Below are 25,274 nucleotides of genomic sequence, written 5' to 3' on the forward strand. Positions count from 1 at the left end.
AGGTCGCTTCACTGGACCAGCTGGGCGATGCTCCGGCCGACCAGCCAGAGGCCGAGCAGCAGCGACAGGACGACGATCGCCTGGTCCTGGTGGTTCGTCAGCCAGGTGCGCAGTCGCGCGAGCCGGACCCCGGCCGACTCGGGCGAGAAGGCCACGTGGAGTTCCATGGCGAGCAGGCTCGCGGAGGAGAGCAGGCAGAACAGGACCAGCGCCAGGTAGGACTCGAAGCTGGAGACTTTGGCCTGCACCACGGTCGCGGCCCCGGCCGCGACCAGCGCCCAGGGCTGCAGGAGGACCGCGAGCCCGGCGGCGGTCCACGGGGAGACGTCGTTCAACTTCGCCAGCCACGCCGGGTCCCGGTGCGGCCGGCCGGCCCGGCGGCGCCGGTACTCGCCGAAGACGATGAGCCCCACGCCGATGGTCAGCTTGACGGCGATGGAGGCGGTCGAGGGGGTGGAGTGCAGTGCGGGCGGCGAGCCGCCGGTGGAGAGCAGGACGGCGGCCATCACGCCGACCAGGCAGGCGAGCCAGGCCAGCACGAAGGCCAGACCCGCGCGCAGGCCCTTGCGCGCCGACAGCACGAGGATGAACGCGGTGATGGGCACCGGCTCCAGGGTGATCGCCAGGCCGATCAGGATCAGGTCGAGGATCATCGGCGCCGGGTCCACTCACCCCACGGTGTGATGCCCCAGCGGACGGTGTGCCGTGCGCCCGGTGCGAGGGCGACGACCGACGTACCGGTGCGGAAGGCGTCCGGCGGGCAGGACATCGGTTCGACGGCGACCGCACGACGCCGCTCCGGCCCCGGCAGGGTGTCGCCGGTGTAGATCTGCAGGAACTCCGCGCCCTCGCCGAGCCAGAGATCCGTACCGTGCTCCCCGGACGGGTGCGCGAGGCGGACCACCGCGCGACCGTCGGCGTCCCGTTCCAGGTCGCCGAACGGTGTGTCCAGGTGCTGGGCGCCGATCTCCCGAGGCGTGCGGAAGTCGTACGGCGTGCCCGCGACCGGTTCGGTGGCTACCGGCAGGCCCAGGTCGTCGGTGCGGATCCAGGTCCGCGCCGGGACGGTCAGCACCGCCTCGTCGACCGTGCCGGTACCGACCGTGAGGTAGGGGTGCTGACCGACGCCGTACGGCGCGACGCTCTCGCCCTGGTTCATCGCGGCCACGGCCACCTCGAGGCCCTGGTCACCCAGCGTGTACTCGGCCCGGACCCGCAGGTGGAAGGGATAGCCCGGCTGCGGCCAGAGCGTGACCTCGAGGGCGGCCCGGCTCACGTCGAAGTCCATGACCTGCCAGGAGGCCCAGCGGAGCAGCCCGTGGATCGCGTTGCCGCTCGTCGGCTCGGTCAACGGCAGTTGCAGGTCCTGCCCGTCCCACCGGTAGCGCCCGCCCCCGATGCGGTTGGGCCACGGCACGAGGAGTTGGCCGCGACCCCCGGTGATCCGGTCCTCGGCCGCGAAGCCGTCGAGAACCGGGCGGTCGCCGACCGTGTAGGACCGCAGGGCGCCGCCCAACTCGACGACGACGGCGCTCTGGTCACCGTGATGCAGCATCACCTGGTGTCCCGTCCGGCTCTCGTGCACGCGGTCTCCTCGTTCTGCCACAGGGCGGGCAGAACCCGCGAACCCGGGCGCCTCGATGGCCTGCTGAGGCCGGCCCGCTCAGTCCGCAGACTGCGGGCGCACCTGGGCCGAGTCAAGCGAGACACGACCGCGCCGCGCGATGCGGCGGCGCGTTCGCCCGTCCGGACCTCATGGCGCCCGCGGTGCTCGTGCCCGAGCCGCAGCCGCCGGCGGTTCACCGGTGGCGGGAGCGGCTGCTGCGTCGACCGATCCGCTGCCAGATGGCCCGTTGGAACCTGAGCATCAGGACGCCCACCGCGATGAGCACGACGATGTTGAGCAGCAGCTGGATCAGCGAGCCGCGTGCCTCGCTCCAGCTGGTGAACGCGCAGGAGACGCCGATGTCGGCGGCGGCCGGGATGGTGGTGACCGAGATGAACACGCCCAGCAGGGCGCTCGTCCTGGCCTGGGTCAGCGACACGATCCCGACGATGCCGGCCAGCACGGCGACGACCACGGAGAAGAAGTTGGGTGTGTTGATCAGGTTGGAGACCGGCCGGACGCCCAGGGTGAACGCCATGGGCTGCAGCCCGAAGCCGCGGACCAGCAACGAGAACAGGAACGTGCAGAGCATGGCCAGCGAGAAGCCGACCAGGAGCGCGAGCAGCCCTTGCCGGATCCGCCCCCCGATGCCCCGGTCGATGCCCAGCGCGACGCTGGTGATGGCGCCGTACTCGGGGCCGACGACCATCGCCGCGACGATCAGGATCTGGGAGTTGGTGATGATCCCCACCGCGCCGATCAGCCCGGCGATGATCAGGTAGACGTAGAAGCTCGGCAGGTAGGTCCCCTCGGCCCGGATCCGCGCCTCGACCGCCTCCCACACCGGCGCATGGGCGAGCGGCCCCAGCTGCTGCTTCTCGGCCTCGGCCGCGAGTCCGGACAGCACCGTGTCGACCGGCTCGATCACGACGGAGCCGTGCCGGTCCACCCGCAGCTCACGCAGCCGGCGCAGGACCTCGTTCGCCGCACCTGCCAGCACGTCGCACTCCAGGGCGTCGCCGTCCGGGTGGCGTGCCATGCCCTCGAGCACGACCAGGTTGAAGACGCAGCGATCGGCCGCCAGCATGCCGACCGTCTCGTCGGTGAGGCCCGGAGGACTCACCAGACGGAGATGGATCATCTCCATGCAGACCTCCGTGACTCGAGTGGCGTGGCCCGGGCGCGGGTGCCGCGCGCGGACCGGTATCCGGCCCGCGCACGGCACCACGGAGCGCCCGCAGCCAGTAACGCCGCGCAGGCCGTCGTCGGCAAGCCGAGCGGCGCGGCGGGCCCGGGCGGGCCGGGGCGGTCCCGCCGCCCGAGGCATCGTGGCTGGTCACGCCGGGGTCCGCGGGACACCGGTCGCCAGCCGGAGCGCGTGGCCGCAACTGGGCGGATATTGGAGAAGGGGTACTCCTGAGATTTCGGAGACACCATGGACCGCTATCCGCCGATCGCCGAACACGGCCTGGTGGGCGACCTGCAGACCGCCGCTCTGGTCACCTCCCAAGGGGTCATCGACTGGTTCGCAGCTCCCCGCTTCGACTCGCCCAGCATCTTCGCCGCCCTGCTCGACCACGACCACGGCGGCTACTTCCTCTTCGCGCCCGAGGAACCGGAAGTCACCTGCAAGCAGCTCTACTACCCCGACACCGCCGTCCTGGTGACCCGGTTCATGTCCCCCGACGGCGTGGGCGAGGTCATCGACTGCATGCCGCCCGACCGCACGGGTACGCCCACCGACCGGCACACCCTGATCCGCGTCGTGCGGGCCGTGCGTGGCACGGTGCGCTTCGTCCTGGACTGCCGGCCGCGCTTCGACTACGGCCGCGCCGCTCACGAGCTCGATCTCGATCTCGGCGGCGACACCGCCGTGTTCCGCGCCCCCGGGGCGACCGGATATCTGCAGAGCAGCTTCCCGGTGGAACGCAACGGGAAGGACGTGCGGGGGGAGGTCACGCTGAACGTCGGCGAGGAGGCCGCCGCCGCGTTCACCGTCTGCGACCCGGACGGGGTGCCGCCCGCACCGGTCACCGTGCAGAGCCTGAGTGACCAGCTCTTCGAGATCGGCAACTTCTGGCAGGCCTGGCTGCGCACCTCCACGTACCGCGGCCGGTGGCCGGACATGGTGGGCCGCTCCGCCATCACGCTCAAGCTGCTCACCTACCGCCCCACGGGCGCTCCGGTCGCCGCGGCGACCATGGGCCTGCCCGAGCAGGTCGGCGGCGAGCGCAACTGGGACTACCGCTACACCTGGATCCGCGACGGCTCACTGTCCGTCCGGGCGCTGCTCGACCTCGGCTTCGACGAGGAGGCCACCGGGTTCACCCACTGGCTGCGCGAACGCTGGAGCGAACGGGCGGGATCCGAGGGCGAGCGCCTGCAGATCATGTACCGGGTGGACGGCGACCCCGACATCCCCGAGGTGATCCTCGACCACTTCGAGGGCTACCGGGGTTCGGCCCCGGTCCGGGCCGGCAACGCCGCCATGGACCAGTTGCAGCTCGACATCTACGGCGAGGCGCTCTACGCCCTCGCCGAGGGGCGCACAGTGGGCCTCCACATGGGCTATCACGGCTGGAAGGGGCTCGCCGCCACCCTGGACTGGCTCGCCGACTCCTGGGACCGTCCCGACGAGGGCATCTGGGAGACCCGCGGCGGGCGCAAGGACTTCACCTACAGCCGGGTGATGTGCTGGGCCGCCTTCGACGCCGGGCTGCGGCTGGCCACCGAGTTCAGCAGGCCCGCCGACCTCGCGCGCTGGACCGGCGCCCGCGACGCCATCCTCGACCAGGTGATGACCCGAGGGTGGAGCGACAAGGAGCAGGCACTGGTCCAGCACTACGACGGCGACGTCCTGGACGCCTCGCTGCTGCTCATCCCCCGGGTCGGCTTCCTCGCGCCGAAGGGTGCCGGCTGGCTGAACACGCTGGACGCCATCAACCGCAAGCTCGTCTCCGACAGCCTGGTCTACCGCTACGACCCGGCCGCCTCACCGGACGGTCTGCGCGGCTCCGAGGGCACGTTCAGCCTCTGCACCTTCCTCTACGTCGACGCCATGGCCCGGGCCGGCCGCACCGTCGAGGCGCGCTACGCCTTCGAGAAGATGCAGACCTACGCCAACCACGTCGGCCTGTTCGCCGAGGAGATCGGCCCGAGCGGGGAGCAACTGGGCAACTTCCCCCAGGCGTTCACCCACCTCTCGCTCATCATGGCCGCCACCACCCTCGATGAGGTGCTCGACCGGGAACAGGGGCGCTGACGGACCCGTGGCCACGCACCGCGGATCCGGCGGACCGCCTCCCCTGAGTGCGGCCGAGTTCCGCGCGCTGTACCAGCGCGTGCGACGCCAGGCGCCGTGGGGCACCGCCGACCGCGGGGCACTGGACCGGATCACCGCGGCGCAGCGGCTGGCCGCCGTCGCCGAGGTCCGATCGGGTCGCAGCGTCACGCTCGCCGGGGTGGTCCGCACCCGCCCGGCACCGGACAACCCCGAGCCGTGCGAGTACCGGATGACCGGCACCGTGGCCGGCGGCATCGAGCCGAGCGGGCTGCAGTTCGCCACCGACTGGTTCGCCATGAGCGTGCACGGTGACGCCGACAGCCACCTCGACGCGCTCTGCCACGTCATCTATGACGGCACCCTGTACAACGGCGTGAGCGCGGACAGCCTGACGCCCGACGGCGCGCGGGAGCTGTCCGTCGACGTGGCGCGGGACGGCATCGTCGGGCGCGGCGTGCTGCTCGACATCCCGCGCCTGCGCGGGGTGCGCTGGCTCGAACCCGGCGATCACGTGAGCGGGGACGAACTCGCCGCCGCCGAGGCCGCGCAGCGGCTCCGGGTCGGCCAGGGCGACCTGCTCTTCGTCCGGGTCGGCCATCGCCGCCGGGGCAGCGAACTCGGGCCGTGGAACGCGGCCGAGGCCCGCGCCGGGCTCCATCCCACGGCGATGGAGTTCCTGGCGGACCGGCAGGTCGCGGTGCTGGGCAGTGACGGCAACAACGACACCGCCCCCAGCACGACGCAGGGCGTGGCCTTCCCGGTCCACGTCCTGGGCATCCACGCGATGGGCCTGCACCTGCTGGACTACCTGTCCTTCGAGGAGCTGGTGCCGATCTGCGAGGCGGCGGACCGCTGGTCGTTCCTCTGCGTGATCGCCCCGCTCCGGCTGCCCGGGGCCACCGGATCACCCGTCAATCCGATCGCGATCCTGTGAGCTCCGACCACGCCCGCACGCCATCCGAACAGTTCTGGAACAGGAGCCATCGTGACCGACGCTCAGCACTACGACGTGATCATCATCGGCACCGGCGCGGGCGGCGGCACGCTGGCCCACCGGCTGGCCCCCTCCGGTAAGCGGGTGCTGCTCCTGGAGCGCGGGGACTACCTACCGCGCGAGATCGACAACTGGGACTCCACCCAGGTGTTCGTGAAGGGCAAGTACCTGGCCCAGGAGACCTGGTACGACCGGCAGGGCCAGCCGTTCACGCCGGAGGTCAACTACTACGTCGGGGGCAACACCAAGTTCTACGGCGCTGCCCTGTTCCGGCTGCGCCCCGAGGACTTCGGCGAGCTGCGGCACCACGGCGGCGTGTCGCCGGCCTGGCCGATCCGCTACGAGGACCTGGAGCCGTACTACACCGAGGCCGAGCACCTCTACCTGGTGCACGGCAGGCACGGCGAGGACCCCACGGAGGGTGCGGCCAGCGCGCAGTACGCCTATCCGCCGGTCGAGCACGAGCCGCGTATCCAGCAGCTCAACGACGACCTGGTGAAGCAGGGCCTGCACCCCTTCCACCTGCCGATCGGCGTGAATCTGACCCAGGACGCGCACGGCTGGGCGACCCACGACAGCGCCTGCATCCGCTGCACCCGGGTCGACGGCTTCCCCTGCCTGCTGAACGCCAAGTCCGACGCCCAGGTGATCTGCGTCGACCCGGCGCTGAAGCACCCGAACGTCAGCATGCTCACCGGCGTCAACGTGCGCCGCCTGGAGACCGATCCGACCGGACGCACCGTGACCGGCGTGGTCGCCGAGCTGGCGGACGGCTCGACCACGAGCTTCGGCGCGGACCTCGTGGTGGTCGCCTGCGGCGCGGTGAACTCCGCCGCGCTGCTGCTCCGTTCGGCCAACGACAGACACCCCGACGGGTTGGCCAACAGCTCCGGTGTGGTGGGCCGGCACTACATGCGGCACAACAACCTGGCGCTGATGGCGGTCTCGGACGAGCCCAACCCCACCGTGTTCCAGAAGACCCTGGCGCTCAACGACTGGTACCTGGGCGCGGACGACTGCGACTACCCGCTCGGCGGCATCCAGATGCTCGGCAAGTCGGACGCCGAGCAGATCCACGGTGAGGCGCCGCGGTGGGCGGGCAAGATCGCGCCGGACATGCCGTTCGAGGTGCTCGCCCACCACGCGGTCGACTTCTGGCTCTGCGGCGAGGACCTCCCACTGCCCGACAGCCGGGTCACCCTCGACGGCGACGGGAACGTCCACCTGTCGATCGACGAGAAGAACAACATCACCGGGCTGAAGAAGCTCCAGCACAAGCTGCGGGGCATGCTCGGTCAGCTGGGTATGCACGAGCACCACCTGCTCGACCACAGCATCTACCTGCACAAGGGCATGCCGATCGGGGCCACCGCCCACCAGGCCGGCACCGTGCGGTTCGGCACCGACCCGAAGAGTTCGGCGTTGGACGTCACCTGCAAGGCCCACGACCTGGACAACCTCTACGTCGTCGACACCAGCTTCTTCCCGAGCATCGGCGCGGTGAACCCGTCCCTGACGGCCATCGCCAACGCCCTGCGGGTCGGCGACCAGCTGATCGAGCGGCTGGGCTGACGGCCCGCGGGTCGTTACAGGTGCTCGCCCGGCGCGGTGGTCCCGTGCGTGTCGGCGTCGGTGAGGGGCTCCAGGTCGCCGAGCGTGTCGAGCCGGTAGAGCAGGACGAGCGCGGGTCCCACCACCACGACCGCGATCACCGTGACGATCACCAGCCAGTGCAGCGTGTGGTCGGCCCCGGCCGCCTGGGCCACGGTCAGTGAGGTGGGCAGCAGGTACGGGCGCTGTGCGAAGCCCCAGGCGGCCACGGTCAGCGCAACGCTCGCCACCGAGGTGTAGCGGCACCAGCGGTAGGCCCGGCGCGCGAGCAGCAGCGCGGTGCCGGCGGCGACCACGACGGCGGCGATCACGAGCGCCAGCCCGGCTCCGTGGGTGAGGCCGTGCCAGACGTACGCGGCGTCATGGTGGGTGACCGGGATGCCGATGGCCGCCAGTACGACGATGGCCGCGAGGCTGTAGAGCGAGCGGAGCCGGAAGTACCGGACCAGGTCCTCGGCGTGGAAGCGGCGCGCGTCCGCGGTGAGGAACACGGCGCCGAGGTAGGCGGTGGCCGCGATGGTGAGCAGCCCGGCCATGACGGAGGTCGGGTTGGCCCAGGCATCGGCGGAGGCCGTGGTCCCGGGCGCGACCCGGCCGGAGGCGATGCCGCCGATGACCGCGCCGAAGAAGAAGGGGGTGAGGAGCGAGGAGACGGCGAACATCGCGCCGTAGATCCGCCGTCCGGCCAGCCGCCGGGTCGGCTTGCGCAGCGCGAACCCGGCGCCGCGCAGCACCAGGCCGATGGCGGCCAGCGCCAGCGGCAGCCACATGGCACTGAACACGGCCTGGAACATGGTGGGGAAGCCGGTCCACATGAGGATGAAGACGAAGATCAGCCAGACGTTGTTGGCCTCCCAGACGGGCGCCATGGCGTGGTCGATCAGCCAGCGCGGGCGCTCGCCGCGCTCGGCGCCGCCCGCCAGCAGGTCCCAGAATCCGGCGCCGTAGTCGGTCCCCCCGGCGCAGGCGTAGGCCGCGATCACGAGCAGTAGGACCCAGGCGATGACGTCGGCGATCATGACGCACCGCCGGCTGTCCGCTGGTCGCCGCCGCTCGCCACGGCTTCCCTGGGGCCGTACGGCGTGTCGGCCTCCGGGCTCAGCACGGTCGGCGGACCGGCCGGGTTCTCGTCGGCGATCCGCCAGCGGGTGCGCATCTTCAGCACGACGGCCAGGAAGGCCCAGAAGACCAGCACGTAGACGGCCGCCACGATGCCGAACATGGTCCACAGCGAGCTCGCGCGGGTGGCGGTGACCGCGTCGGAGACCCGCATGTTGAAGTAGACGATCCAGGGTTGGCGGCCGACCTCGGTGGTGATCCAGCCGCACTCCACGGTCAGCAGACTGGCGGCCCCCGCGATGGCGGCGCACCGGAAGAACCACCGGGATCTGGGCAGGTCGCGGCGGCGCCACCAGCACCACGCGTACCACAGGGCGAGCAGGATGAGCAGGCTGCCGATGATCGCCATGGTGTCGAAGGTCCAGTGGACGATGGTCGCCTGGGTGGCGGTGGGGCGGTCGTCGGCGGCCACCGAGGTCAGGCCGGTGACCTGGGTGCTGGGCTTGAATCCGGCCAGGATGGAGTCGAGTTGGGGGATCCTGAGGCCGCCGGAGATGGTTCCGTCCTCGTTCAGGCGCCCGTACAGGTACTCCGGCACGTGGGTGCTGGTGTTCCAGACGATCTCGGCGGCGGCGAACTTGACCGGCTGCTTGTGGAAGATCTGCCGCGCGAGGTTGTCACCGAGGAAGAACTGGACGGGGGTGAGGATCGCGGCGACGGTGAACGGCACGGTGAAGCCGAGCCGGTGGTAGCGGTCGCGGCGCCCGCGCAGCCAGCCGACCGCGTAGACCCCGGCGACCACGTAGCCGGCGGTCAGGAACATCGCCACCGCGAAGTGCCAGTACTCCGGGCCGAAGATCGGCGTGAACACGGCTTGCCGCACCGTGACGTTGACGGGGTTGCCCTGGGCGTCGAGGGTGAAGCCCTGCGGGGTGTTCATCCAGGAGTTCGCCGCGATGATGCCGAACGCGCCGAGCAGGGCGGCCAGTGGCAGCGGCGCACCGAGCCAGAAGTGCTGCCAGGGCCGCAGCCGGCGCCAGCCGTAAAGGTAGATCGCGATCAGGACGGCCTCCAGGAAGAACGCCCAGGCCTCGACGCCGAACCCGAGCCCGAAGACGTCCCCCCAGCGGCCCATCATCCTGGGCCACAGCAGGCCGAACTCGAAGGAGAGGACCGTGCCGGTGACGATCCCGATGGCGAACTGCACGGCCATCACCGCCGACCAGCGCCGGGCCAGCTTGAGGGCGACGGCATCGCCCTTGCGAAGCCCGCGGTAGTGCATCAGCAGCGTGACGAAGGGCAGCGCCACGCCGAGCGGGACCAGCAGGATGTGCGAGGCCAGGGTGAAGGCCATGAGCTCGCGCGCCGGCAGGAGTTGGGCCGGTGCGTTCGCCAGGAGAACCGTGCTGCGGTACATGTGTGCCTCGATGGCTCGTGCCGGGTGGCGCTGTGTCAGTGAACGGGCGGGGTGCTGGCCGGCGGGGGCGGGCCGGACCCCGGCCCGGCCGGCGCGTTCCGGCCGCCGGAGGTGAAGGCCCGCTCGCGGCGCGCGCCGGAGGCGAACACGATCAGCCAGCTGAGCAGTGCTCCGAACCTGCTGCGGAAGCCGGTGAGGAAGCCGATGTGGATGAACAGCCAGGCCAGCCAGCCCGTCACCCCCGACACGTTCAGCTTTCCGACCTTGACCACCGCCCGTCCCCGGGAGATGTAGGCGGCGCTGCCCAGGTCCAGGTACTTGAACGGCTTGGGCTGCTTGGTCCGGCCTTCCACGGCATGGCGGATCATGCGGCCCGCGTAGGCACCCGACTGCATCGCGACCTCGGCCAGGCCCGGTAGCTTGTCCAGGCTCATCAGGTCGCCCACCACCCGGATCTCCGGATGGCCGGCGATCGTCAGGTCGGGCTCGACGAGGATGCGCCCGGCCCGGTCCTGCTGCGCGCCGGTGGCCCGGGCCAGCGCCCCCGCGAGCGGCGGCGCCTCGACGCCCGCCGTCCAGAGCACGGTGCGGGCATCGATCCGGGTGGTCCGCCCGTCATGGTCGCGCACCGTCAGGCCCCGCTCGTCCACGCCGGTGACGATCGTTCCCAGCTGGACCTCGACCCCCAGAGACCGCAGGGTCCCGGCCGCCCGGCGGGCCAGCGTGGGCCCGAACGCGGCCAGCACGGCGTCGGAACCCTCGAAGAGCAGCACCCGCGCCCCGGCGGCGTCGATCGCGTGGAACTCCCGGTCGAGCGTGTGGCCGGCGATCTCGCGGATCTGCCCGGCGAGCTCGACCCCGGTCGGCCCGCCCCCGACGAGCGCGAAGGTGAGCCACTCCTGCCGTTCCTGCGGATCCGTGGCCGACTCGGCCATCTCGAAGGCGCGGTAGAGCCTTCGGCGGATGTCCAGCGCGTCCGCCAGGGTCTTCATCCCGGGGGCGTGCTCGGCGAACTCGTCGTGGCCGAAGTAGGACTGGCGCACGCCCGCCGCGACGATCAGATCGTCGTAGGGCAGGGCGATGGTCCCGCCGTCCGGCCGCACGGCGTGCACCAGACGGCCGGGCACGTCGACCTCGGTGGCCTCGGCCAGCAGGCAGCGGACGTTGTGGTGGCGGCGGAGGACCGCGCGCAGCGGCTGGGCGATCTGCCCCTCGGAGAGGATCCCGGAGGCGCACTGGTACAGCAGCGGCTGGAAGAGGTGGTGGGCGCAGCGGTCGACGACGGTCACGGCGACCGGTGCCCGGCGCAGCGCCCGGGCGGCGAACAGGCCGGCGAATCCCCCGCCGAGGATCACCACTCGGCGGGGTGTGACGTGGTCCTCCAGCACGTGTCAGCCTCCGGTGGCGAAGCCGGGGAAGAGCGTCATCCCGCCGTCCACGTAGAGCGTGGCGCCGACCACGTAGTCGAGCAGGTCGGAGGCCATCGCCACGACGGCGTTGGCGATGTCGTCCGGGTCGCCGACCCGGCCGTAGGGGATCAGCTTCAGCAGGTCGGCCTCGGCGTCGGGAGTCTCCCAGGCGTCCTTGTTGATGGGGGTGCGGATGGCACCGGGGGCGACCGAGTTCACCCGGATCTTCTTCGGTGCCAGCTCCTGGGCCAGGGTCTGCATCAGCATGCCGACCCCGCCCTTGGACGACGCGTAGTTCACATGGCCCGACCAGGGCACGATCTGGTGGACCGAGCTCATACAGATGATCTTTCCGGCGGCCCGGGACACCTCCGGGACCACGCCCCGGCGCAGGAACTCCTTGACCGCCTCCCGCGCGCACAGGAACTGGCCGGTGAGGTTGACGTCGATCACCTTCTGCCACTGCGCCAGCGTCATCTCCGTGACGGCGGCGTCCCGTTGCAGGCCCGCGTTGGCGACCATGATGTCGATGGTGCCGAACTCGTCGACCATCCGGGAGACCATCACGCTGACCTGGTCGTCCTTGGACACGTCGGCCTCGTGGGCGTAGGAGCGGACCCCGAAGCCCTCGATCTCGGCGACCACTTTCGCGGCCTCGTCGGCGCCGACCACGTAGTTGACGACCACGTCCGCGCCGGCCCGGCCGAGCGCGATCGCGGTCGCCTTGCCGATTCCGGAGTTGGCACCGGTCACCAGCGCCTTCTGCCCCTTGAGAAGGTGCGCGGGCATCGTCCCGTGATTCGCACTGCCACTACCTGCCACGACTGCTCCCTCGGATCGGCGGGCTGCCTGGTGGGCGGTCGCCAACTGCCGTCGCTTCGCCGCACTCCGCCCGGGCTCTTCCTCTCCCGGGACCAAAGCACCGTGGGACGTGCAAGGGCCGGAACAGCACGCGGGGGAGGCCCATTCGGGTGCGGAGACCACGCAATCGGGCTAGGGCGAGGCACTCTGCGGGCGGGGAGCGCCCAGCGCGTAGGGTGGGTGCGCAGGTGATCGTCAGCACGCCAGGAGATCCTATGAGTCCCACCGCTGCCCTCGACGTCGTGCTTCCGGTCGGGGTGATCGGCCTGGGGGACATCGCGCAGAAGGCCTACCTACCGGTCCTCGCGGCGCTGCCCGGTCTCGATCTGCGGCTGATGACCCGCGACCGGGCCAAGCTCGACCGTCTCGGCGGCGCCTACCGCATCGACCCGCAGCACCGCTTCACCGACCTCGGCGAGCTGATCGACAGCGGCATCCGGGCCGCGTTCGTGCACGCCGCCACCGACCAGCACGTCCCGATCGTCGAGCAGCTGCTGACGGCGGGCGTCGAGGTGTACGTGGACAAGCCGCTCGACTACACCCTGGACGGTGCCCGTCGGCTGGTCGACCTGGCGGACCGTCAGGGCCGCTCGCTGATGGTGGGTTTCAACCGCCGCCACGCGCCCGGCTACGTCCAGGCGAAGGAGCGTCCGCGCGACCTGATCGTGCTGCAGAAGAATCGCGAGGGACTGCCGGAAGCGGCCCGCACCCTGGTGTACGACGACTTCATCCACGTGGTGGATCTGCTGCGCTTCCTGGTCCCCGGCGAGATCGAGCAGGTCGACGTACGCGCCCGCAGCCGGGCCGGTCTGGTCGAGCACCTGGTGCTCACGCTGGCCGGGGACGGCTTCACGGCGCTCGGCATCATGAACCGGATGAGCGGCTCGACCGAGGAGGTCCTGGAGGTCTCCGGCGGTGACTCCAAGCGTGCGGTGGTGAACCTCGCGGAGGTCATCGACCACCGGGGCCAGCCGACGGTCCGCCGCCGTGGTGACTGGGTGCCGGTGGCGCAGCAGCGGGGGATCGAGCAGGTCGTCCTCGCCTTCCTGGACGCCGTCCGGGCCGGCAGGACCATCGACGCCCACGACGCGCTGCGCACCCACGAGTTGTGCGAGCTGATCGTCCAGCGGGTGACGGCGGCGGGCTGACGGCGGCTGGTCGACGGGCCGGCCTTCGTCATGCCTGCTCCGCGACCGGCGCCGCACCTTCCTCCGGACGCGGGCCCTGGGTCGGGAAGGTGCCATCCGCCGCGTCACCCGCCACGTTCTCCGGCTCGGTGAGCAGGGGGAAGAGGCGGGCCAGCACCGCCACCGGGGCGGCGCCGGGGCGGTTCGGATCCCGGTGCCGGAAGCCACGCAGGGCCTGGCGCATGGTCTCGCCGAGTTCGCGCAGTTCGGCGGGAGTCAGCTGGAGCACCGCGCTGAACGCGTCGTCCTGGCGCCACTGCTCGGGTGCCTGGTCACGGCGCTCCATCCAGAGGCGGTAGCTGGTGTCCTCCAGCTCGCGGTGGAAGAGCGAGGAGCCCTCGGGGGCCTCGGGCGGGGTCCGGACCAGCTGCCAGGGCCGGGCCCGGCCGCCGCGCCGTGGCGCGTCCTCGATCAGCCCGTGCTCGGCCAGCTTGCGCAGGTGGAAGGAGCAGAGGCCGGAGCTGTGGCCGAGCCGCTGCGCGGCCTCGGTCGAGGTGACACTGCCCGCCTCGCCGATCAGCTTGAGCAGGGCGATGCGAACCGGGTGTTCGGCGGGCGCGGCGGCCGTCAGTCGTCGTGTCACGTGGCTGAGCGTGCTGCCTGAGGTGACCTGTCGTCAAGTGACGCCCGGGCTATGCAAAGCGCTATCCTTTGCAAAGCCACTGAGCTTTGCAAACTTTGCAAAGATCGGCATCGACGGGAAACACCACGCGGGAAACCTGCGGGAAACCACCCGGGAGGGGTTCGGATGGGCCAGTACACCCTCGTGCAGGGCCGGCCGGTGCCGGACTATCCGCAGCTGCCGCCGCAGGCGCTGCGCGGCCGGGTCCGGCGGATCACCGAGGTGGGGGAGGAGGTGCTGCACCGCCCGTGCCGGGACGTCACCGAAGCCGAGTTCGGCACCCCCGAGTTGGCCGCCCTGATCGACGACCTCTTCGCCACCCAGGCCGCCGCCGAGGGCGCGGGTCTGGCGGCCAATCAGATCGGCGTCGACCTGCGCCTGTTCGTCTGGGACTGTACGGACGAGGACGGCGTCCGGCATGTCGGCCACCTCGCCAACCCGGTGCTGGACGAGCTGCCGGCGGATCGGCGCCGGCTCGCCGAGGCGGGGGAGGGCTGCCTCTCGGTGCCCGGGCCGTACCGCGACCTGGCGCGTCCCGATCGCGCCGTGGTGCACGGCCGGGACCAGCACGGCCGCCCGCTGGTGATCGAGGGCACCGGCTACTTCGCCCGCTGCCTGCAGCACGAGACCGAGCACCTGCTCGGCCGGCTCTACCTGGAGCGGCTCTCCGCCCGCGCCCGCAGGTCCGCGCTACGGGAGATGGCCCGCCGTCGCGCGGACGTCCTCGCCCGCCGAGCGGCCTTGGCGGCGGCGCTGGCGGGCGAGTGACGGTCGATCAGCCGGAGTTGCCCGGGCGGGCACCGCCTCGCGAGGCAGTGCCCGCCCGGGCGTCGGCTCAGGAGGACGACGGCGCCGCCGAAGCACCATCCGAGGGAGCGCCGGAGGGGCGGGCCGGCAGCAGCGGCGCGCAGGTCTTGTAAGCGGCAGCCGTGTTCGGGTCGGCGGTGTTGAGGCCGCGCAGGCCGCCGCCGGCGCCGCTGGTCGGCAGCGTGACACCGTGGTCCTTCAGGCAGCCGGTGAAGGCCGCCATGGCGCTGCTGTTCAGGCCGCCGCCCTTGCCGCCCTGCCCGCCCTGCGGACGCAGCGAGGCGCAGGCCGTCATCGCGGCCTGACGCGCCGGGTCGGGCGAGGCACCGCCGCCGAACCCGCCACCGCCGTACCCGCCACCGTAGCCACCGCCGCCGCCCGGGCTGCCGCTGGGCCGTCCGCTCGGGTGGCCGCCCGGCCGACCGGTGGGCATCGTGACGCCGTGCTGCTGCAGGCAGGAGGCGTACGCGGCCATCGCCTGCGAGCGACCGCCCGAGGCGCCGGCCGACGGCGAGGGCGAGGCCGCCGAGGAGGTCGAGGCCGTGGTGGACGACGAGGAGCAGCCGGTGAGCAGCAGGCCGGCGGCCAGCAGTGCGGCTGCGCCTGCGGTGCGGATGGTGGTCCGGGACAAGGGCCGGTGCCTCCTGATTCGGTGCGGGACGAGCATCTGGTGCCGTTGGCGCAGCGGGGGCTTGACGCCAACGGCACGCTCGACTCAACAGCACCGTCGTTTAGGGAAGCTGGGTCATCCTGGGAGCTTCCGGTAATCCGCCGACCCCGCTCCGTCGATGCCGACCTCGCGGGGCAGTGATGACATCCCGGTATGTCCGGATTCGTTCCTGAACAACCTGGGAGTCTGCTTACCGACTTCCCAGGTTCTTCCCAGGCGAACCAAGGCGAACCTTAGCTCCCGATGTGGGGTTATAGATCCATGACCCCACTAGGGGTACAACTGATGCATCCGATCCGCATCCGCTGCTGGAGGCGTCAGTCATGCCCAAGATCAACGTCTATCTGCCCGACGAGCTCGCCGAGGCGGTCAAGGAGGCCGGGCTGTCGGTCTCGCCGATCTGCCAGCGGGCGCTGGAGCAGGCCGTCCGCCGGGTCACCGCGATCCGCGAGACCGTCGCCCACGACCTCGGCGACCTGGGGGAGTCCGGCGGCCTCGCCCGGTTCACCGCGCGCAGCCGCACCGTCCTGCGGCTGGCAGCCGAGCGGGCCGGCGCCGAAGGAGCGCCGAACGTCGGTACCGGCCATCTGCTGGCCGGCCTGCTCGCGGAGGGGGGCAACCTCGCCCTCCAGGTGCTCGGTGCCCTGGAGATCAGCCCCGGCCAGCTCACTGACGCGCTGGCCCGCACCGGACTCGCCGGTGAACCGGGCGGCCGGTCGCCGGGTGCGCCCCCCGCCCCGGACGGCACCGGCCAGTCGGCGGCCCGCGCGCTGCGGCTCAGCGGCCCGGCGGCCGCGGCGGTGGAGCTGACGGTCAACGAGGCGATCGGGCTCGGCCACAACTACGTCGGCTGCGAGCACCTGCTGCTCGGCCTGATCGGTGAGTCGGACGGGGTCGGCGGTCGCCTGCTGCGCGAGGCCGGTGCCGAGCAGCGGCTGACCCGCCGCGCCGTGGCGGCGGCCCTGGCCGGATACGTGCACCTGCGGGCGAACCACGCCCAGCAGGTCCAGCAGCCGGCCGCGCCCCAGCCGTCGGCCGACCAACTGCGGGCGCTGGCCGCCCTGGTGCGCGGCGAGCTGCAGCCGCTGGTCGAGCGGATCGAGCGGCTCGAAGCGCGCGGCTGACGCGCACCTACCCGTACCTGGGCCGATCATCGCGGTCGGGGCACCGTCTCGGCACCCCCCCCGCAGGCGGATTCCGCCGGGGCCGACGCCGCCTACGGTGGCTGCCATGGCACCCGACCCGGCACCCGGGACCGTCCCGACCGCCCGCCGCACCCCGGCGCCCACCGCGCGACTCGCGTTCCGCCGGATGACCCCGGACGACCTGGACGACATGGCCGCCCTGCTCGGTGACCCGGAGGTGATGCGGTACTACCCGCGCCCCAAGGACCGGGCGGAGGCGCTGGCCTGGATCGAGTGGAACCAGCGCCTCTACCGGCAGCAGGGCTTCGGGCTCTGGCTGGTCACCCTGCGGGCCACCGGCGAGTTCGTCGGTGACTGCGGCCTGACACCCCAGGAGATCGAGGGAACCACCGACCTCGAGGTCGGCTACCACGTCCGCGCCGACCTCCAGGGCCGCGGCTACGCCGGCGAGGCGGCCGCGGCCTGCCGGGACCACGCCCGCGACGCCCTGGGGGCCAAGCGCCTCATCGCGATCATCCACCCGGACAACACGCCCTCCCAGCGCGTGGCGGAGAAGACCGGTCTCGGTTACGAGCGGGCCGCCGTCCACCGCTCGGGCCGGCCGGTCCGCCGCTACGCCGCCGTCCTGTGACCCGGGTGACCGGCGGCGGAAGGGGGGCCCGGGTCAGCTCCCGACGTACTGCGCGAGGTGCTCGCCGGTGAGGGTGGAGCGGGCGGCGACCAGATCGGCGGGCGTGCCCTCGAAGACGATCCGGCCGCCGTCGTGTCCGGCCCCGGGGCCGAGGTCGATGATCCAGTCGGCGTGCGCCATGACCGCCGGATGGTGCTCGATGACGATGACCGACTTGCCGGAGTCGACGAGCCGGTCGAGCAGGCCGAGCAACTGCTCGACGTCGGCGAGGTGCAGCCCGGTGGTCGGCTCGTCGAGGACGTAGACGCCGCCCTTCTCCGCCATGTGGGTGGCCAGCTTGAGCCGCTGCCGCTCGCCACCGGACAGCGTGGTGAGCGGCTGGCCGAGGCTGAGGTAGCCGAGCCCGACGTCGGCGAGCCGGCGCAGGACGGCGTGCGCGGCCGGGGTGCGCGCCTCGCCGGCGCCGAAGAACTCCTCGGCCTCGGTCACCGACATCGCGAGCACCTCGCTGATGTCGCGACCGCCCAAGTGGTGCTCCAGCACCGACGCGTGGAACCGCTTCCCCTCGCACTCCTCGCAGGTGCTGGCGACCCCGGCCATCATCGCCAGGTCGGTGTAGACGACGCCGGCGCCGTTGCAGGTGGGGCAGGCGCCCTCGGAGTTGGCGCTGAACAGGGCCGGCTTCACGCCGTTGGCCTTCGCGAACGCCTTGCGGATCGGCTCGAGCAGCCCGGTGTACGTGGCCGGGTTGCTCCGCCGCGAGCCGCGGATCGCGCCCTGGTCGACGCGGACCACACCGGCGTCGTCCCGGATCGATCCGTGCACGAGCGAGCTCTTGCCGGAGCCGGCCACGCCGGTGACGACGACCAGCACGCCGAGCGGGATGTCGACGTCGACGTCACGCAGGTTGTGCGTCGTCGCGCCGCGGACCGCCAGCGCGCCGCTGGGCTCGCGCACCGTCGCCTTGACGGTGGCCCGGTCGTCGAGATGCCGGCCGGTGGTGGTGCCGGCGGCCCGCAGTCCCTCGACGGTGCCCTCGAAGCAGACGGTGCCGCCCGCCGCACCGGCGCCCGGGCCGAGGTCGATGACGTGGTCGGCGATCGCGATCGTCTGCGGTTTGTGCTCCACGACGAGCACCGTGTTGCCCTTGTCCCGCAGCCGCAGCAGCAGCTCGTTCATCCGCTGGATGTCATGGGGGTGCAGGCCGGTGGTGGGCTCGTCGAAGACGTAGGTGACGTCGGTGAGCGAGGAGCCCAGGTGGCGGATCATCTTGACGCGCTGCGCCTCGCCGCCCGACAGCGTGCCCGACGCCCGGTCGAGGGTGAGATAGCCCAGGCCGATCTCCACGAACGAGTCGAGGGTGTGCGCCAGCGCGGCGAGCAGCGGCGCCACCGACGGCTCGTCGAGGCCGCGGACCCAGGCGAGCAGGTCGCTGATCTGCATCGCGCAGGCGTCCGCGATGCTGATCCGCTTGATCTTCGACGACCGGGCCCCCTCGCTGAGCCGGGTGCCCTCGCACTCGGGGCAGGTGGTGAAGGTGACCGCCCGCTCCACGAACGCCCGGATGTGCGGCTGCAGCGACTCCTTGTCCTTGGACAGGAACGACCTCTGGATCTTCGGGATCAGGCCCTCGTAGGTGAGGTTCACGCCTTCGACCTTGACCTTGGTCGGCTCCCCGTAGAGGAAGTCGTGCAGCTCCTTCTTGGTGAACTTGCGGATCGGCTTGTTCGGGTCGAGGATCCCGGACTCCGCGTAGACCCGCACGGTCCAGAAGCTGTCCGACTTCCAGCCGGGAATGGTGAACGCGCCCTCGGCGATCGACTTGGAGTCGTCGTAGAGCTGGGTGAGGTCGATGTCGGATACCGCGCCCCGGCCCTCGCAGCGCGGACACATCCCGCCGGTGCGGTTGAAGGTCGCCTTCACCGCCTTCTTGGCACCGCGCTCCACGGTGATGGCCCCGCTCGCCCGGACCGAGGGGACGTTGAAGGCGAACGCGCTGGGCGAGCCGATGTGCGGCTTCCCGAGTCGGCTGAAGAGGATGCGCAGCATCGCGTTGGCGTCGGTGGCGGTGCCGACCGTGGAGCGGGCGTCGGCCGCCATCCGCTGCTGGTCGACGATGATCGCGGTCGTCAACCCGGCGAGGACGTCCACCTCGGGCCGTGCCAGCGTCGGCATGAAGCCCTGGACGAAGGCGCTGTACGTCTCGTTGATCAGCCGCTGCGACTCCGCGGCGATCGTGTCGAACACCAGCGAACTCTTGCCCGAGCCGGAGACGCCGGTGAACACCGTCAGCCGGCGCTTGGGGATCTCGACGCTCAGGTCCTTGAGGTTGTTCACGCGCACGCCGTGCACGCGGATCAGATCGTGGCTGTCGGCACTGTGCGGCGCGGGCGACTGGGTGGCCGTCCTGGTGGCCCTGCTCATCGTCTCTCCAGGTGTTGGGCGGGAGCTGTGGGGCGCGGCCGCCTGCGCGGTCTCCGGCACGACGCTCGGCTCGATCTAACCAGCTCAGGGCGGTAACCGGCGCAGGCCGGGGTGGGCGCTGATCCCCACTGGCGATCAGGCTAGTTCCGGCCGGGTGACCCGTGCTTCTCGAATCCTGACCGGTCCGGCCGCCGGTTCCGCGCCCGGTTCCCCGCCGCCGCTCCCGGGCGCTGTGGGAAACTGATCAGGTGAGACAGCCGGACATCGACGACCTGGTCCGACTGCGGCGCGCCCGCGATCGGATGGACCGCGACTACGCCGAGCCGCTCGACGTCCCGGCGCTGGCGCGTGGCGCTCTGATGTCGCCCGGCCACTTCTCCCGCAGTTTCCGCGCCGCCTTCGGCGAGACGCCGTACAGCTACCTGATGACCCGCCGCATCGAGCGGGCCAAAGCGCTGCTGCGGCGCGGCGACCTCACGGTGACCGAGGTCTGCTTCGCGGTCGGCTGTACCTCGCTGGGGTCCTTCAGCTCGCGCTTCACCGAACTGGTCGGCGAGAGCCCCAGCACCTACCGGGCCCGGAGCCATGACCACGCCGCCGCCATCCCGGCCTGCATGGCCAAAATCCACACCCGACCGGTCAGGAACGGAGAAGCAAGCCCCGCCGCCGGGCCGTAGCGTGAACGGTATGGAGATCACGCTGTCCAACTGCTTCATCGCCGTCGACGACCACGACAAGGCGCTTGCCTTCTACCGCGACGTGCTCGGCCTCGAGGTGCGCAACGACGTCGGGTTCGAGGGGATGCGCTGGGTGACCGTCGGGTCGCCCTCGCAGCCCGATGTGAACATCGTCCTGGAACCGCCCCTCGCGGACCCGAACGCCTCACCGGCCGACCGGCAGGCCATGGCGGAGCTGATGGCCAAGGGCATGCTGCGCGGTGTCATCTTCGCGACGGACGACTGCGACGCCACCTTCGAGCGGATCAGCGCCGCGGGCGGCGAGGTGCTCCAGGAGCCGATGGACCAGTTCTACGGCGTCCGCGACTGCGCGTTCCGCGACCCCGCCGGCAACCTGTTGCGCTTCAACCAGCCGCTCCGGAAGTGAACCCTCGGCGCGGGGAATCAGCGCCACGTGGCCCCCGTCGTAGTCGAAGACCTGCCGTGCGATCGGTTCCTGTGACTGGCACGGATAGTTGGCCAGTCGACGCGAGCTCTGCGCGGGTGGTGGAGTGAGTTGGCAGTGATGGTTGGCCACTTTGGGCAGCGATAGTTGGCCAATGCCGCGGGTACTCGCTCACGGAAGGTAGCGGAGGCTGGGGGTGGTTGGCTGGCCGTGGCCGCTTCGAAGCTGAAGATGCTGATGTGCCGACCGGAGGTCATCGATGGCTGCCTCGCGGGCACTGACCTGGCCCTGGCCGTTCGAGCGCCCCCGGCGTCGTTCACCTGAAGCGGTTCTGGCTCGACTTCCGTGAAGGGGGCACGCTGAATGACGTAAATCTGTACCGCGCCGTCAGCCACGGCTCGAGTCGGCAGGGCCTGTCGACCGGTGACCAGGTCACGGGCTAGAAGATACCTGCGCGATTGTGCTGTATGAGGCCATCGAGGATCTCGCGCAGCCACGGGCTGCGGACGGCCGGCAGCCGAACCAGGGTGCGCCGGAACACCTCCCAGTCAGCCCGGAACATGTGATGGGGGCGTGGCGCGGGCGGGTCGAAGTCGTCGCGGAGGACGCCGTCGGGTAGGCCGCCTGACGCGGGGACGGGCAGGTCCGGCTCGGGGAAGACTAGCCACAGCCACACCCCGAACGGCAACGGCACCAGGTAGTCCGCGGTGGCGGCTGGGGTCCAGACCTCCCCCGTCTGCGGATGGGATGGCACGAGGAGGATGTCGGCGCCCTCGCCAGGAGCCGGCCGTCCCGGTCCGGCCAGAACGGCGCGCCGCGCCAGCGGACCTGCGGGCAGCAGGGCGTCGAGGGTGCGTTGGAACACCTCCCCGACCAAGCCATCCGGGACCGTCACCGGCCAGCCCTCCGATGCCAGCAACAGGTGGGCGAGTGCCCGGCCGGCCGCCGCCTCCCACTGCGGGCTCCACGACCACCAGTGGTTCGACCAGTGACCTGCCCGTATCCGCGACCCCCACGTGGCAATCGGCTCGAACGGGGGTGTGCCCTTCCCGTTCGCCATCAGCTCCGCCCAGGAGAGCGGTGTTGCGTCGGTGTCGTCGACGGGAAGGCGGCGAACGGCGTTCGGGGCGAGCCACATCGCTTGCCAGAGCGAACAGTCGTCAATCCGGCTGGCCACGGGCAGGGCACACTCCACGCAGGCCACGTTGGGGCCGTCGGCCCCGTCAAGGCCGCAACAGTAGCCGCCTCCACGATTCTCCGGGATCAGCACGGTTCCGCGGGCGTCGCCGGGCGCGATGACGATCGCGCCCGGCGCGCCGTCGGACAAGGCGTAGACCGGAGCGTAGACACCGCGGGCGGCCGCCTCGTCCGGATGGATCTCGTCCCACGTCCGCCACGGCGGCCCCCAGGGCTCCGAGTCCACGGCGAAGGTGCCCGACTCCATGAGTACCGGGAGCTGGATCCCGTTCCCGTACTTCTGATGGGCGTGGACCGGCAGTGCGACCTGGGACAACGGAGTGGTCAACTCGGCGCCGCACCCCGCACACACAAAAACGAACAAATGTCCTCCGTCTGGGAAACGGAGGCATCATCGCAGCTCGGCAGCGGCCAGCCAATTGGTTTTCCAGGACAGCATGAGGCACAGCAATCGTCACTCAGCTCTTGCAGGGCACGGAAGTTGAGCCAGAACCTCGTTTCACCCGTTGCCGACACACGGTCAACGAGCCGGGAGTGGCCGGAGCCAGAAGGTGCTGGTCAGCTACGGTGACGGCATGACCGAGAGCCTGCCTGATGACGTAGCCGAAGTGCTTGAGCTCGTCCTGAGCACGGACGAGCCAGTTCACGTTGCGCTTCGACAGCAGGTTCCAGGACTTAGCGTGAAATCTCGTTGCACATGCGGGTGCGGTACCGCCTATTTCGAACTCGACACCAGCGAGGTGGTGCCCGCACCGACCGGCCCCGGCACCGTGGTAGCGGCTGATGCACGGCTCTTCACTGAATCCGGCGAGTGCCCTGGCGAGGTCCTGGTCTTCGCGCAGGGAGGCTACCTGTCGTGGCTGGAGGTCTGCTCATGGAGCGGTGACGTCGAGGTGAATCTTGCCGCAGCGCGTCGGTGGCTGCGGCCACCCTCTTGAGCCCGACATCGAGCTCAAGAGGTGGCGGCGGGGCGGCAATTGCCGATCCGGCAGCGTGTGGACCAGGAGCCGGCACGCCGGATCCGTTCACCGCTCGCGCGAGCGATGACGAGGTTGCTGGCCTCGAAGCTGACCCGATCGCCAACTGCCAAGAACAGTGGGCTGTCCAGCTCGAAGGCGTATCCGTCATCGGTTTCGAGTTCGTTCACGAGCACCAAGCGTGAGGCGGCTGTGGTCCCATCGGCGATCAGACGCATGACCGGATGGTCCCACGCGGCTGCAGCTGCGGCGAAGGGGACTGCTCAGGTGACGCCGAATTCGCGTCTCCGCCGGCCCTGGGACCACCTGCACAAATCCCGCTCGGCGCGCTCCTCGCGCCGCTATCCTTCCCGGATGCCTCTCCGCCAGTACGCGTACTTCGCCTTGTTCAGCCAGCACGTCTCCGCCGACGAGATGACCTCGCAACTGGGCATCACCCCTGACGAGGTGTCCGTCCGCGGCAGCCGCTTCACCGAGCCGAAGACGATTCCCGTCAGCCACCGCTGGAAGGTCGTCTGCCGGGACGCCGGCCTGAGCGTCGACGAACAGATCGCCCGGCTTCTCTACAGGCTCCGGCCCCACACGGCCCGCATAGCCGAGCTCGTGAGCCAACTGGCCGACGGCGGCGGCGGGGCAGTCCTGCAGGTCGTGCGCTACTTCAACGACACTGACCACGACGAATCGCCCAGCCACCCGGACGCTCCCGACACGCCTAACCTCGGGCTTTCATGGCGGCTGCTGTCCGATGGATGATCAGAAAAGAGAAAAGTGCTCCTGACCTGCAACGATGGGACTTGTCTAGGGTCCAGTCAGCTGCGTGGAAAGAAGCACTTCTCAAGTGAACACTACCGGGTCGTACCCGCGTGTCCGTGTCGAGGGCAACGGTCGAGGTGTCGTCTCACAGGCCGGCTCGGTTCTGCTGGTGGAAACGGTCCGCAAAAGCGGTCTGGATACGACGTTGTCAGCGGCTCTCCAGCGCTGGCGCAAGCCGCGTGCGGTGCACGATCCGGGCAAGATCCTGCTGGACATGGCCCTGGCGGTCGCCTTGGGCGGGGACTGTCTGGCCGATGTCGCGATGTTGCGGGCCGAGCCCGCCGTGTTCGGGCCGGTGGCCTCCGACCCGACGGTCTCACGCCTGGTGGACGCCCTCGCCGCGGCCGGGCCCCGCGCCCTCGCGGCGATCCGGCGGGCACGAGCCGACGTCCGCTGTCGGGTCTGGAGGTTGGCCGGCGATGCGGCTCCGGACGCAGACGGGGACGTGATCGTGGACATCGACGGAGTGCTGGTCCTCGCGCACTCCGAGAAGGAGCATGCAGCCAAGACCTGGAAGAAGACGTTCGGACACCACCCGCTGTTCGCGTTCGTCGACCACGGCCCAGGCGGGTCCGGCGAACCCGTCGCCGGGCTGCTGCGGCCGGGGAACGCGGGCTCCAACACCGCCGCCGACCACATCGAGGCCGCCCGCCTGGCCCTGGCCCAGCTGCCGAAGAAGTACCGGCGCGGACGCCGCACCTTGATCCGCACCGACTCCGCCGGCGGAACCCACGACTTCCTCAACTGGCTCACCGCACGCGGCCGATGGCTGTCCTACTCGGTCGGGATGACCATCACCGACGCCATCCACCAGGCCGTGCTGAGGATCCCGGCCTCGGCCTGGACCCCGGCCGTCGAACCCGGCGGCGAGATCCGCGACGGTGCCTGGGTGGCCGAACTCGCCGGTGATGTCCTCACGGGCTGGCCGAAGGGGATGCGGCTCGTCGTCCGCAAGGAACGGCCGCACCCCGGAGCGCAGTTGCGGTTCACCGACGCCGACGGCATGCGGCTGACCTGCTTCGCCACCAGCACCACCGGCACCCCGATCGCGTACCTGGAGCTGCGGCACCGCCAGCGCGCCCGCGCCGAGGACCGCATCCGCGCCGCCCGCGACACCGGCCTGCGCAACCTGCCCCTGCACGACGCCGCCCAGAACCAGGTCTGGTTGGAGATCGTCCAGCTCGCGCTCGACCTGCTCGCCTGGATGCCTATGCTCGCGCTGACCGGGCCCGCCCGCCGGTGGGAGCCCAAGCGCATGCGGCTGCGGCTGTTCTCCGCCGCCGCCCAGCTCGTCACCACCGGCCGCCGCAGCTACCTCCGCCTGGCCCGCCACTGGCCCTGGACCGATGTGATCACCGGCGCGTTCGCACGCCTACACGCCCTGCCGGACCCCGGCTGACCAGCGACATCGCCCCATCCCGACGAGCAGTGGACCACTT

The 25,274-nt window shown here is 71.2% G+C and carries 24 protein-coding genes; 12 read left to right on the forward strand and 12 right to left on the reverse strand.

The window, feature by feature from the left end; genetic code table 11:
• Positions 1-8: 8 nt before the first annotated feature.
• The 3 genes from OG403_RS33320 to OG403_RS33330 all read right to left on the reverse strand — a co-directional run bounded on the left by OG403_RS33320 (position 9) and on the right by OG403_RS33330 (position 2,753).
• Positions 9-653: a GAP family protein gene (locus OG403_RS33320; protein ID WP_329572698.1), complete on the reverse strand. Its 645-nt coding sequence runs from the start codon at positions 651-653 to the stop codon at positions 9-11.
• The gene (locus tag OG403_RS33325) at positions 650-1,585 is read right to left on the reverse strand and encodes an aldose 1-epimerase family protein (RefSeq protein WP_329571047.1); all 936 of its coding nucleotides are present in this window, start codon (positions 1,583-1,585) and stop codon (positions 650-652) included. Before OG403_RS33325 ends, OG403_RS33320 begins: the two co-directional genes overlap by 4 nt.
• A 214-nt stretch (positions 1,586-1,799) precedes the next feature.
• The gene (locus tag OG403_RS33330; protein WP_329571049.1) at positions 1,800-2,753 is read right to left on the reverse strand and encodes a DUF389 domain-containing protein; all 954 of its coding nucleotides are present in this window, start codon (positions 2,751-2,753) and stop codon (positions 1,800-1,802) included.
• Between the two features lie 288 nt (positions 2,754-3,041).
• Between OG403_RS33330 and OG403_RS33335 the strand changes: the two genes are divergently transcribed.
• Genes OG403_RS33335 through OG403_RS33345 form a run of 3 tightly spaced genes read left to right on the forward strand, consistent with a single transcriptional unit; the run spans position 3,042 to position 7,455 of the window.
• The gene (locus OG403_RS33335) at positions 3,042-4,868 is read left to right on the forward strand and encodes a glycoside hydrolase family 15 protein (RefSeq protein ID WP_329571051.1); all 1,827 of its coding nucleotides are present in this window, start codon (positions 3,042-3,044) and stop codon (positions 4,866-4,868) included.
• A 43-nt stretch (positions 4,869-4,911) separates the two neighbouring features.
• Positions 4,912-5,823 (forward strand): cyclase family protein, encoded by a 912-nt coding sequence (locus tag OG403_RS33340; RefSeq protein ID WP_442911100.1) that lies wholly within the window; start codon positions 4,912-4,914, stop codon positions 5,821-5,823.
• A 51-nt stretch (positions 5,824-5,874) separates the two neighbouring features.
• On the forward strand, positions 5,875-7,455 hold the full coding sequence (locus tag OG403_RS33345) for a GMC family oxidoreductase (RefSeq protein WP_329571054.1): 1,581 nt from the start codon (positions 5,875-5,877) through the stop codon (positions 7,453-7,455).
• Between the two features lie 14 nt (positions 7,456-7,469).
• On the opposite strand, the gene OG403_RS33350 is transcribed toward OG403_RS33345, so the two are convergent.
• Genes OG403_RS33350 through OG403_RS33365 form a run of 4 tightly spaced genes read right to left on the reverse strand, consistent with a single transcriptional unit; the run spans position 7,470 to position 12,168 of the window.
• On the reverse strand, positions 7,470-8,513 hold the full coding sequence (locus OG403_RS33350; protein WP_329571056.1) for a cytochrome d ubiquinol oxidase subunit II: 1,044 nt from the start codon (positions 8,511-8,513) through the stop codon (positions 7,470-7,472).
• Positions 8,510-9,970: a cytochrome ubiquinol oxidase subunit I gene (locus OG403_RS33355; RefSeq protein WP_329571058.1), complete on the reverse strand. Its 1,461-nt coding sequence runs from the start codon at positions 9,968-9,970 to the stop codon at positions 8,510-8,512. Before OG403_RS33355 ends, OG403_RS33350 begins: the two co-directional genes overlap by 4 nt.
• Positions 9,971-10,005: 35 nt before the next feature.
• Positions 10,006-11,358 (reverse strand): NAD(P)/FAD-dependent oxidoreductase, encoded by a 1,353-nt coding sequence (locus tag OG403_RS33360; RefSeq protein WP_329571060.1) that lies wholly within the window; start codon positions 11,356-11,358, stop codon positions 10,006-10,008.
• 3 nt (positions 11,359-11,361) lie between these two features.
• Positions 11,362-12,168 (reverse strand): SDR family oxidoreductase, encoded by an 807-nt coding sequence (locus OG403_RS33365; protein ID WP_329571062.1) that lies wholly within the window; start codon positions 12,166-12,168, stop codon positions 11,362-11,364.
• 287 nt (positions 12,169-12,455) lie between these two features.
• Between OG403_RS33365 and OG403_RS33370 the strand changes: the two genes are divergently transcribed.
• Positions 12,456-13,388, forward strand: a complete 933-nt coding sequence (locus OG403_RS33370) for a Gfo/Idh/MocA family protein (RefSeq protein ID WP_329571064.1) — start codon at positions 12,456-12,458, stop codon at positions 13,386-13,388.
• A 28-nt stretch (positions 13,389-13,416) separates the two neighbouring features.
• Here OG403_RS33370 and OG403_RS33375 read toward each other — a convergent pair whose 3' ends face one another.
• Complete coding sequence (locus OG403_RS33375; RefSeq protein ID WP_329571066.1) at positions 13,417-14,010, reverse strand: helix-turn-helix domain-containing protein; 594 nt, start codon at positions 14,008-14,010, stop codon at positions 13,417-13,419.
• 165 nt (positions 14,011-14,175) lie between these two features.
• On the opposite strand from OG403_RS33375, the gene def reads away from it, so the two are divergent.
• Positions 14,176-14,817 (forward strand): peptide deformylase, encoded by a 642-nt coding sequence (gene def / locus OG403_RS33380; protein WP_329571068.1) that lies wholly within the window; start codon positions 14,176-14,178, stop codon positions 14,815-14,817.
• Positions 14,818-14,884: 67 nt separating this feature from the next.
• Here def and OG403_RS33385 read toward each other — a convergent pair whose 3' ends face one another.
• A complete protein-coding gene (locus OG403_RS33385; protein ID WP_329571071.1) occupies positions 14,885-15,487 on the reverse strand; it encodes a hypothetical protein in 603 nt (200 codons plus the stop codon).
• A gap of 362 nt (positions 15,488-15,849) precedes the next feature.
• On the opposite strand from OG403_RS33385, the gene OG403_RS33390 reads away from it, so the two are divergent.
• Positions 15,850-16,650: a Clp protease N-terminal domain-containing protein gene (locus OG403_RS33390; protein ID WP_329571073.1), complete on the forward strand. Its 801-nt coding sequence runs from the start codon at positions 15,850-15,852 to the stop codon at positions 16,648-16,650.
• Between the two features lie 106 nt (positions 16,651-16,756).
• Positions 16,757-17,302, forward strand: coding sequence for a GNAT family N-acetyltransferase (locus OG403_RS33395; RefSeq protein WP_329571074.1), 546 nt, complete (start codon positions 16,757-16,759; stop codon positions 17,300-17,302).
• A gap of 33 nt (positions 17,303-17,335) precedes the next feature.
• Here the strand turns inward: OG403_RS33395 and OG403_RS33400 are convergent, their stop codons facing one another.
• Positions 17,336-19,726: an excinuclease ABC subunit UvrA gene (locus OG403_RS33400; protein WP_329571076.1), complete on the reverse strand. Its 2,391-nt coding sequence runs from the start codon at positions 19,724-19,726 to the stop codon at positions 17,336-17,338.
• 302 nt (positions 19,727-20,028) lie between these two features.
• On the opposite strand from OG403_RS33400, the gene OG403_RS33405 reads away from it, so the two are divergent.
• Both OG403_RS33405 and OG403_RS33410 read left to right on the forward strand, forming a co-directional pair.
• Positions 20,029-20,403, forward strand: coding sequence for a helix-turn-helix transcriptional regulator (locus OG403_RS33405; RefSeq protein WP_442911101.1), 375 nt, complete (start codon positions 20,029-20,031; stop codon positions 20,401-20,403).
• A 10-nt stretch (positions 20,404-20,413) separates the two neighbouring features.
• A complete protein-coding gene (locus OG403_RS33410; RefSeq protein WP_329571080.1) occupies positions 20,414-20,830 on the forward strand; it encodes a VOC family protein in 417 nt (138 codons plus the stop codon).
• A gap of 457 nt (positions 20,831-21,287) precedes the next feature.
• Here OG403_RS33410 and OG403_RS33415 read toward each other — a convergent pair whose 3' ends face one another.
• Positions 21,288-22,409: a hypothetical protein gene (locus OG403_RS33415; RefSeq protein WP_329571082.1), complete on the reverse strand. Its 1,122-nt coding sequence runs from the start codon at positions 22,407-22,409 to the stop codon at positions 21,288-21,290.
• A 211-nt stretch (positions 22,410-22,620) separates the two neighbouring features.
• On the opposite strand from OG403_RS33415, the gene OG403_RS33420 reads away from it, so the two are divergent.
• Positions 22,621-22,983 carry a hypothetical protein gene (locus OG403_RS33420; protein WP_329571084.1) on the forward strand — a complete coding sequence of 121 codons (363 nt, stop codon included), beginning with the start codon at positions 22,621-22,623 and terminating at the stop codon, positions 22,981-22,983.
• Between the two features lie 14 nt (positions 22,984-22,997).
• Here OG403_RS33420 and OG403_RS33425 read toward each other — a convergent pair whose 3' ends face one another.
• Complete coding sequence (locus tag OG403_RS33425) at positions 22,998-23,240, reverse strand: hypothetical protein (RefSeq protein WP_329571086.1); 243 nt, start codon at positions 23,238-23,240, stop codon at positions 22,998-23,000.
• Between the two features lie 136 nt (positions 23,241-23,376).
• Here OG403_RS33425 and OG403_RS33430 point away from each other — a divergent pair, with 136 nt between their 5' ends.
• Together OG403_RS33430 and OG403_RS33435 are read left to right on the forward strand one after the other, a co-directional pair.
• The gene (locus tag OG403_RS33430; protein ID WP_329571088.1) at positions 23,377-23,775 is read left to right on the forward strand and encodes a DUF4279 domain-containing protein; all 399 of its coding nucleotides are present in this window, start codon (positions 23,377-23,379) and stop codon (positions 23,773-23,775) included.
• An 85-nt stretch (positions 23,776-23,860) separates the two neighbouring features.
• The gene (locus OG403_RS33435) at positions 23,861-25,234 is read left to right on the forward strand and encodes an IS1380 family transposase (protein WP_329571089.1); all 1,374 of its coding nucleotides are present in this window, start codon (positions 23,861-23,863) and stop codon (positions 25,232-25,234) included.
• Positions 25,235-25,274: the final 40 nt, after the last annotated feature.

The organism is Kitasatospora sp. NBC_01266 (genome assembly GCF_036242395.1).
Classification (GTDB): domain Bacteria; phylum Actinomycetota; class Actinomycetes; order Streptomycetales; family Streptomycetaceae; genus Kitasatospora.

What these genes read in the sequence shown, in the direction of transcription:
- OG403_RS33320 (WP_329572698.1), bottom strand. Translation starts at nt 653, where the DNA reads ATGATCCTCGACCTGATCCTGATCGGCCTGGCGATCACCCTGGAGCCG.
- OG403_RS33330 (WP_329571049.1), bottom strand. Translation starts at nt 2,753, where the DNA reads ATGGAGATGATCCATCTCCGTCTGGTGAGTCCTCCGGGCCTCACCGAC.
- OG403_RS33335 (WP_329571051.1), top strand. Translation starts at nt 3,042, where the DNA reads ATGGACCGCTATCCGCCGATCGCCGAACACGGCCTGGTGGGCGACCTG.
- OG403_RS33350 (WP_329571056.1), bottom strand. Translation starts at nt 8,513, where the DNA reads ATGATCGCCGACGTCATCGCCTGGGTCCTACTGCTCGTGATCGCGGCC.
- OG403_RS33355 (WP_329571058.1), bottom strand. Translation starts at nt 9,970, where the DNA reads ATGTACCGCAGCACGGTTCTCCTGGCGAACGCACCGGCCCAACTCCTG.
- OG403_RS33365 (WP_329571062.1), bottom strand. Translation starts at nt 12,168, where the DNA reads ATGCCCGCGCACCTTCTCAAGGGGCAGAAGGCGCTGGTGACCGGTGCC.
- OG403_RS33370 (WP_329571064.1), top strand. Translation starts at nt 12,456, where the DNA reads ATGAGTCCCACCGCTGCCCTCGACGTCGTGCTTCCGGTCGGGGTGATC.
- def (WP_329571068.1), top strand. Translation starts at nt 14,176, where the DNA reads ATGGGCCAGTACACCCTCGTGCAGGGCCGGCCGGTGCCGGACTATCCG.
- OG403_RS33390 (WP_329571073.1), top strand. Translation starts at nt 15,850, where the DNA reads ATGCCCAAGATCAACGTCTATCTGCCCGACGAGCTCGCCGAGGCGGTC.
- OG403_RS33395 (WP_329571074.1), top strand. Translation starts at nt 16,757, where the DNA reads ATGGCACCCGACCCGGCACCCGGGACCGTCCCGACCGCCCGCCGCACC.
- OG403_RS33400 (WP_329571076.1), bottom strand. Translation starts at nt 19,726, where the DNA reads ATGAGCAGGGCCACCAGGACGGCCACCCAGTCGCCCGCGCCGCACAGT.
- OG403_RS33405 (WP_442911101.1), top strand. Translation starts at nt 20,029, where the DNA reads ATGGACCGCGACTACGCCGAGCCGCTCGACGTCCCGGCGCTGGCGCGT.
- OG403_RS33410 (WP_329571080.1), top strand. Translation starts at nt 20,414, where the DNA reads ATGGAGATCACGCTGTCCAACTGCTTCATCGCCGTCGACGACCACGAC.
- OG403_RS33420 (WP_329571084.1), top strand. Translation starts at nt 22,621, where the DNA reads ATGACCGAGAGCCTGCCTGATGACGTAGCCGAAGTGCTTGAGCTCGTC.
- OG403_RS33425 (WP_329571086.1), bottom strand. Translation starts at nt 23,240, where the DNA reads ATGCGTCTGATCGCCGATGGGACCACAGCCGCCTCACGCTTGGTGCTC.
- OG403_RS33430 (WP_329571088.1), top strand. Translation starts at nt 23,377, where the DNA reads ATGCCTCTCCGCCAGTACGCGTACTTCGCCTTGTTCAGCCAGCACGTC.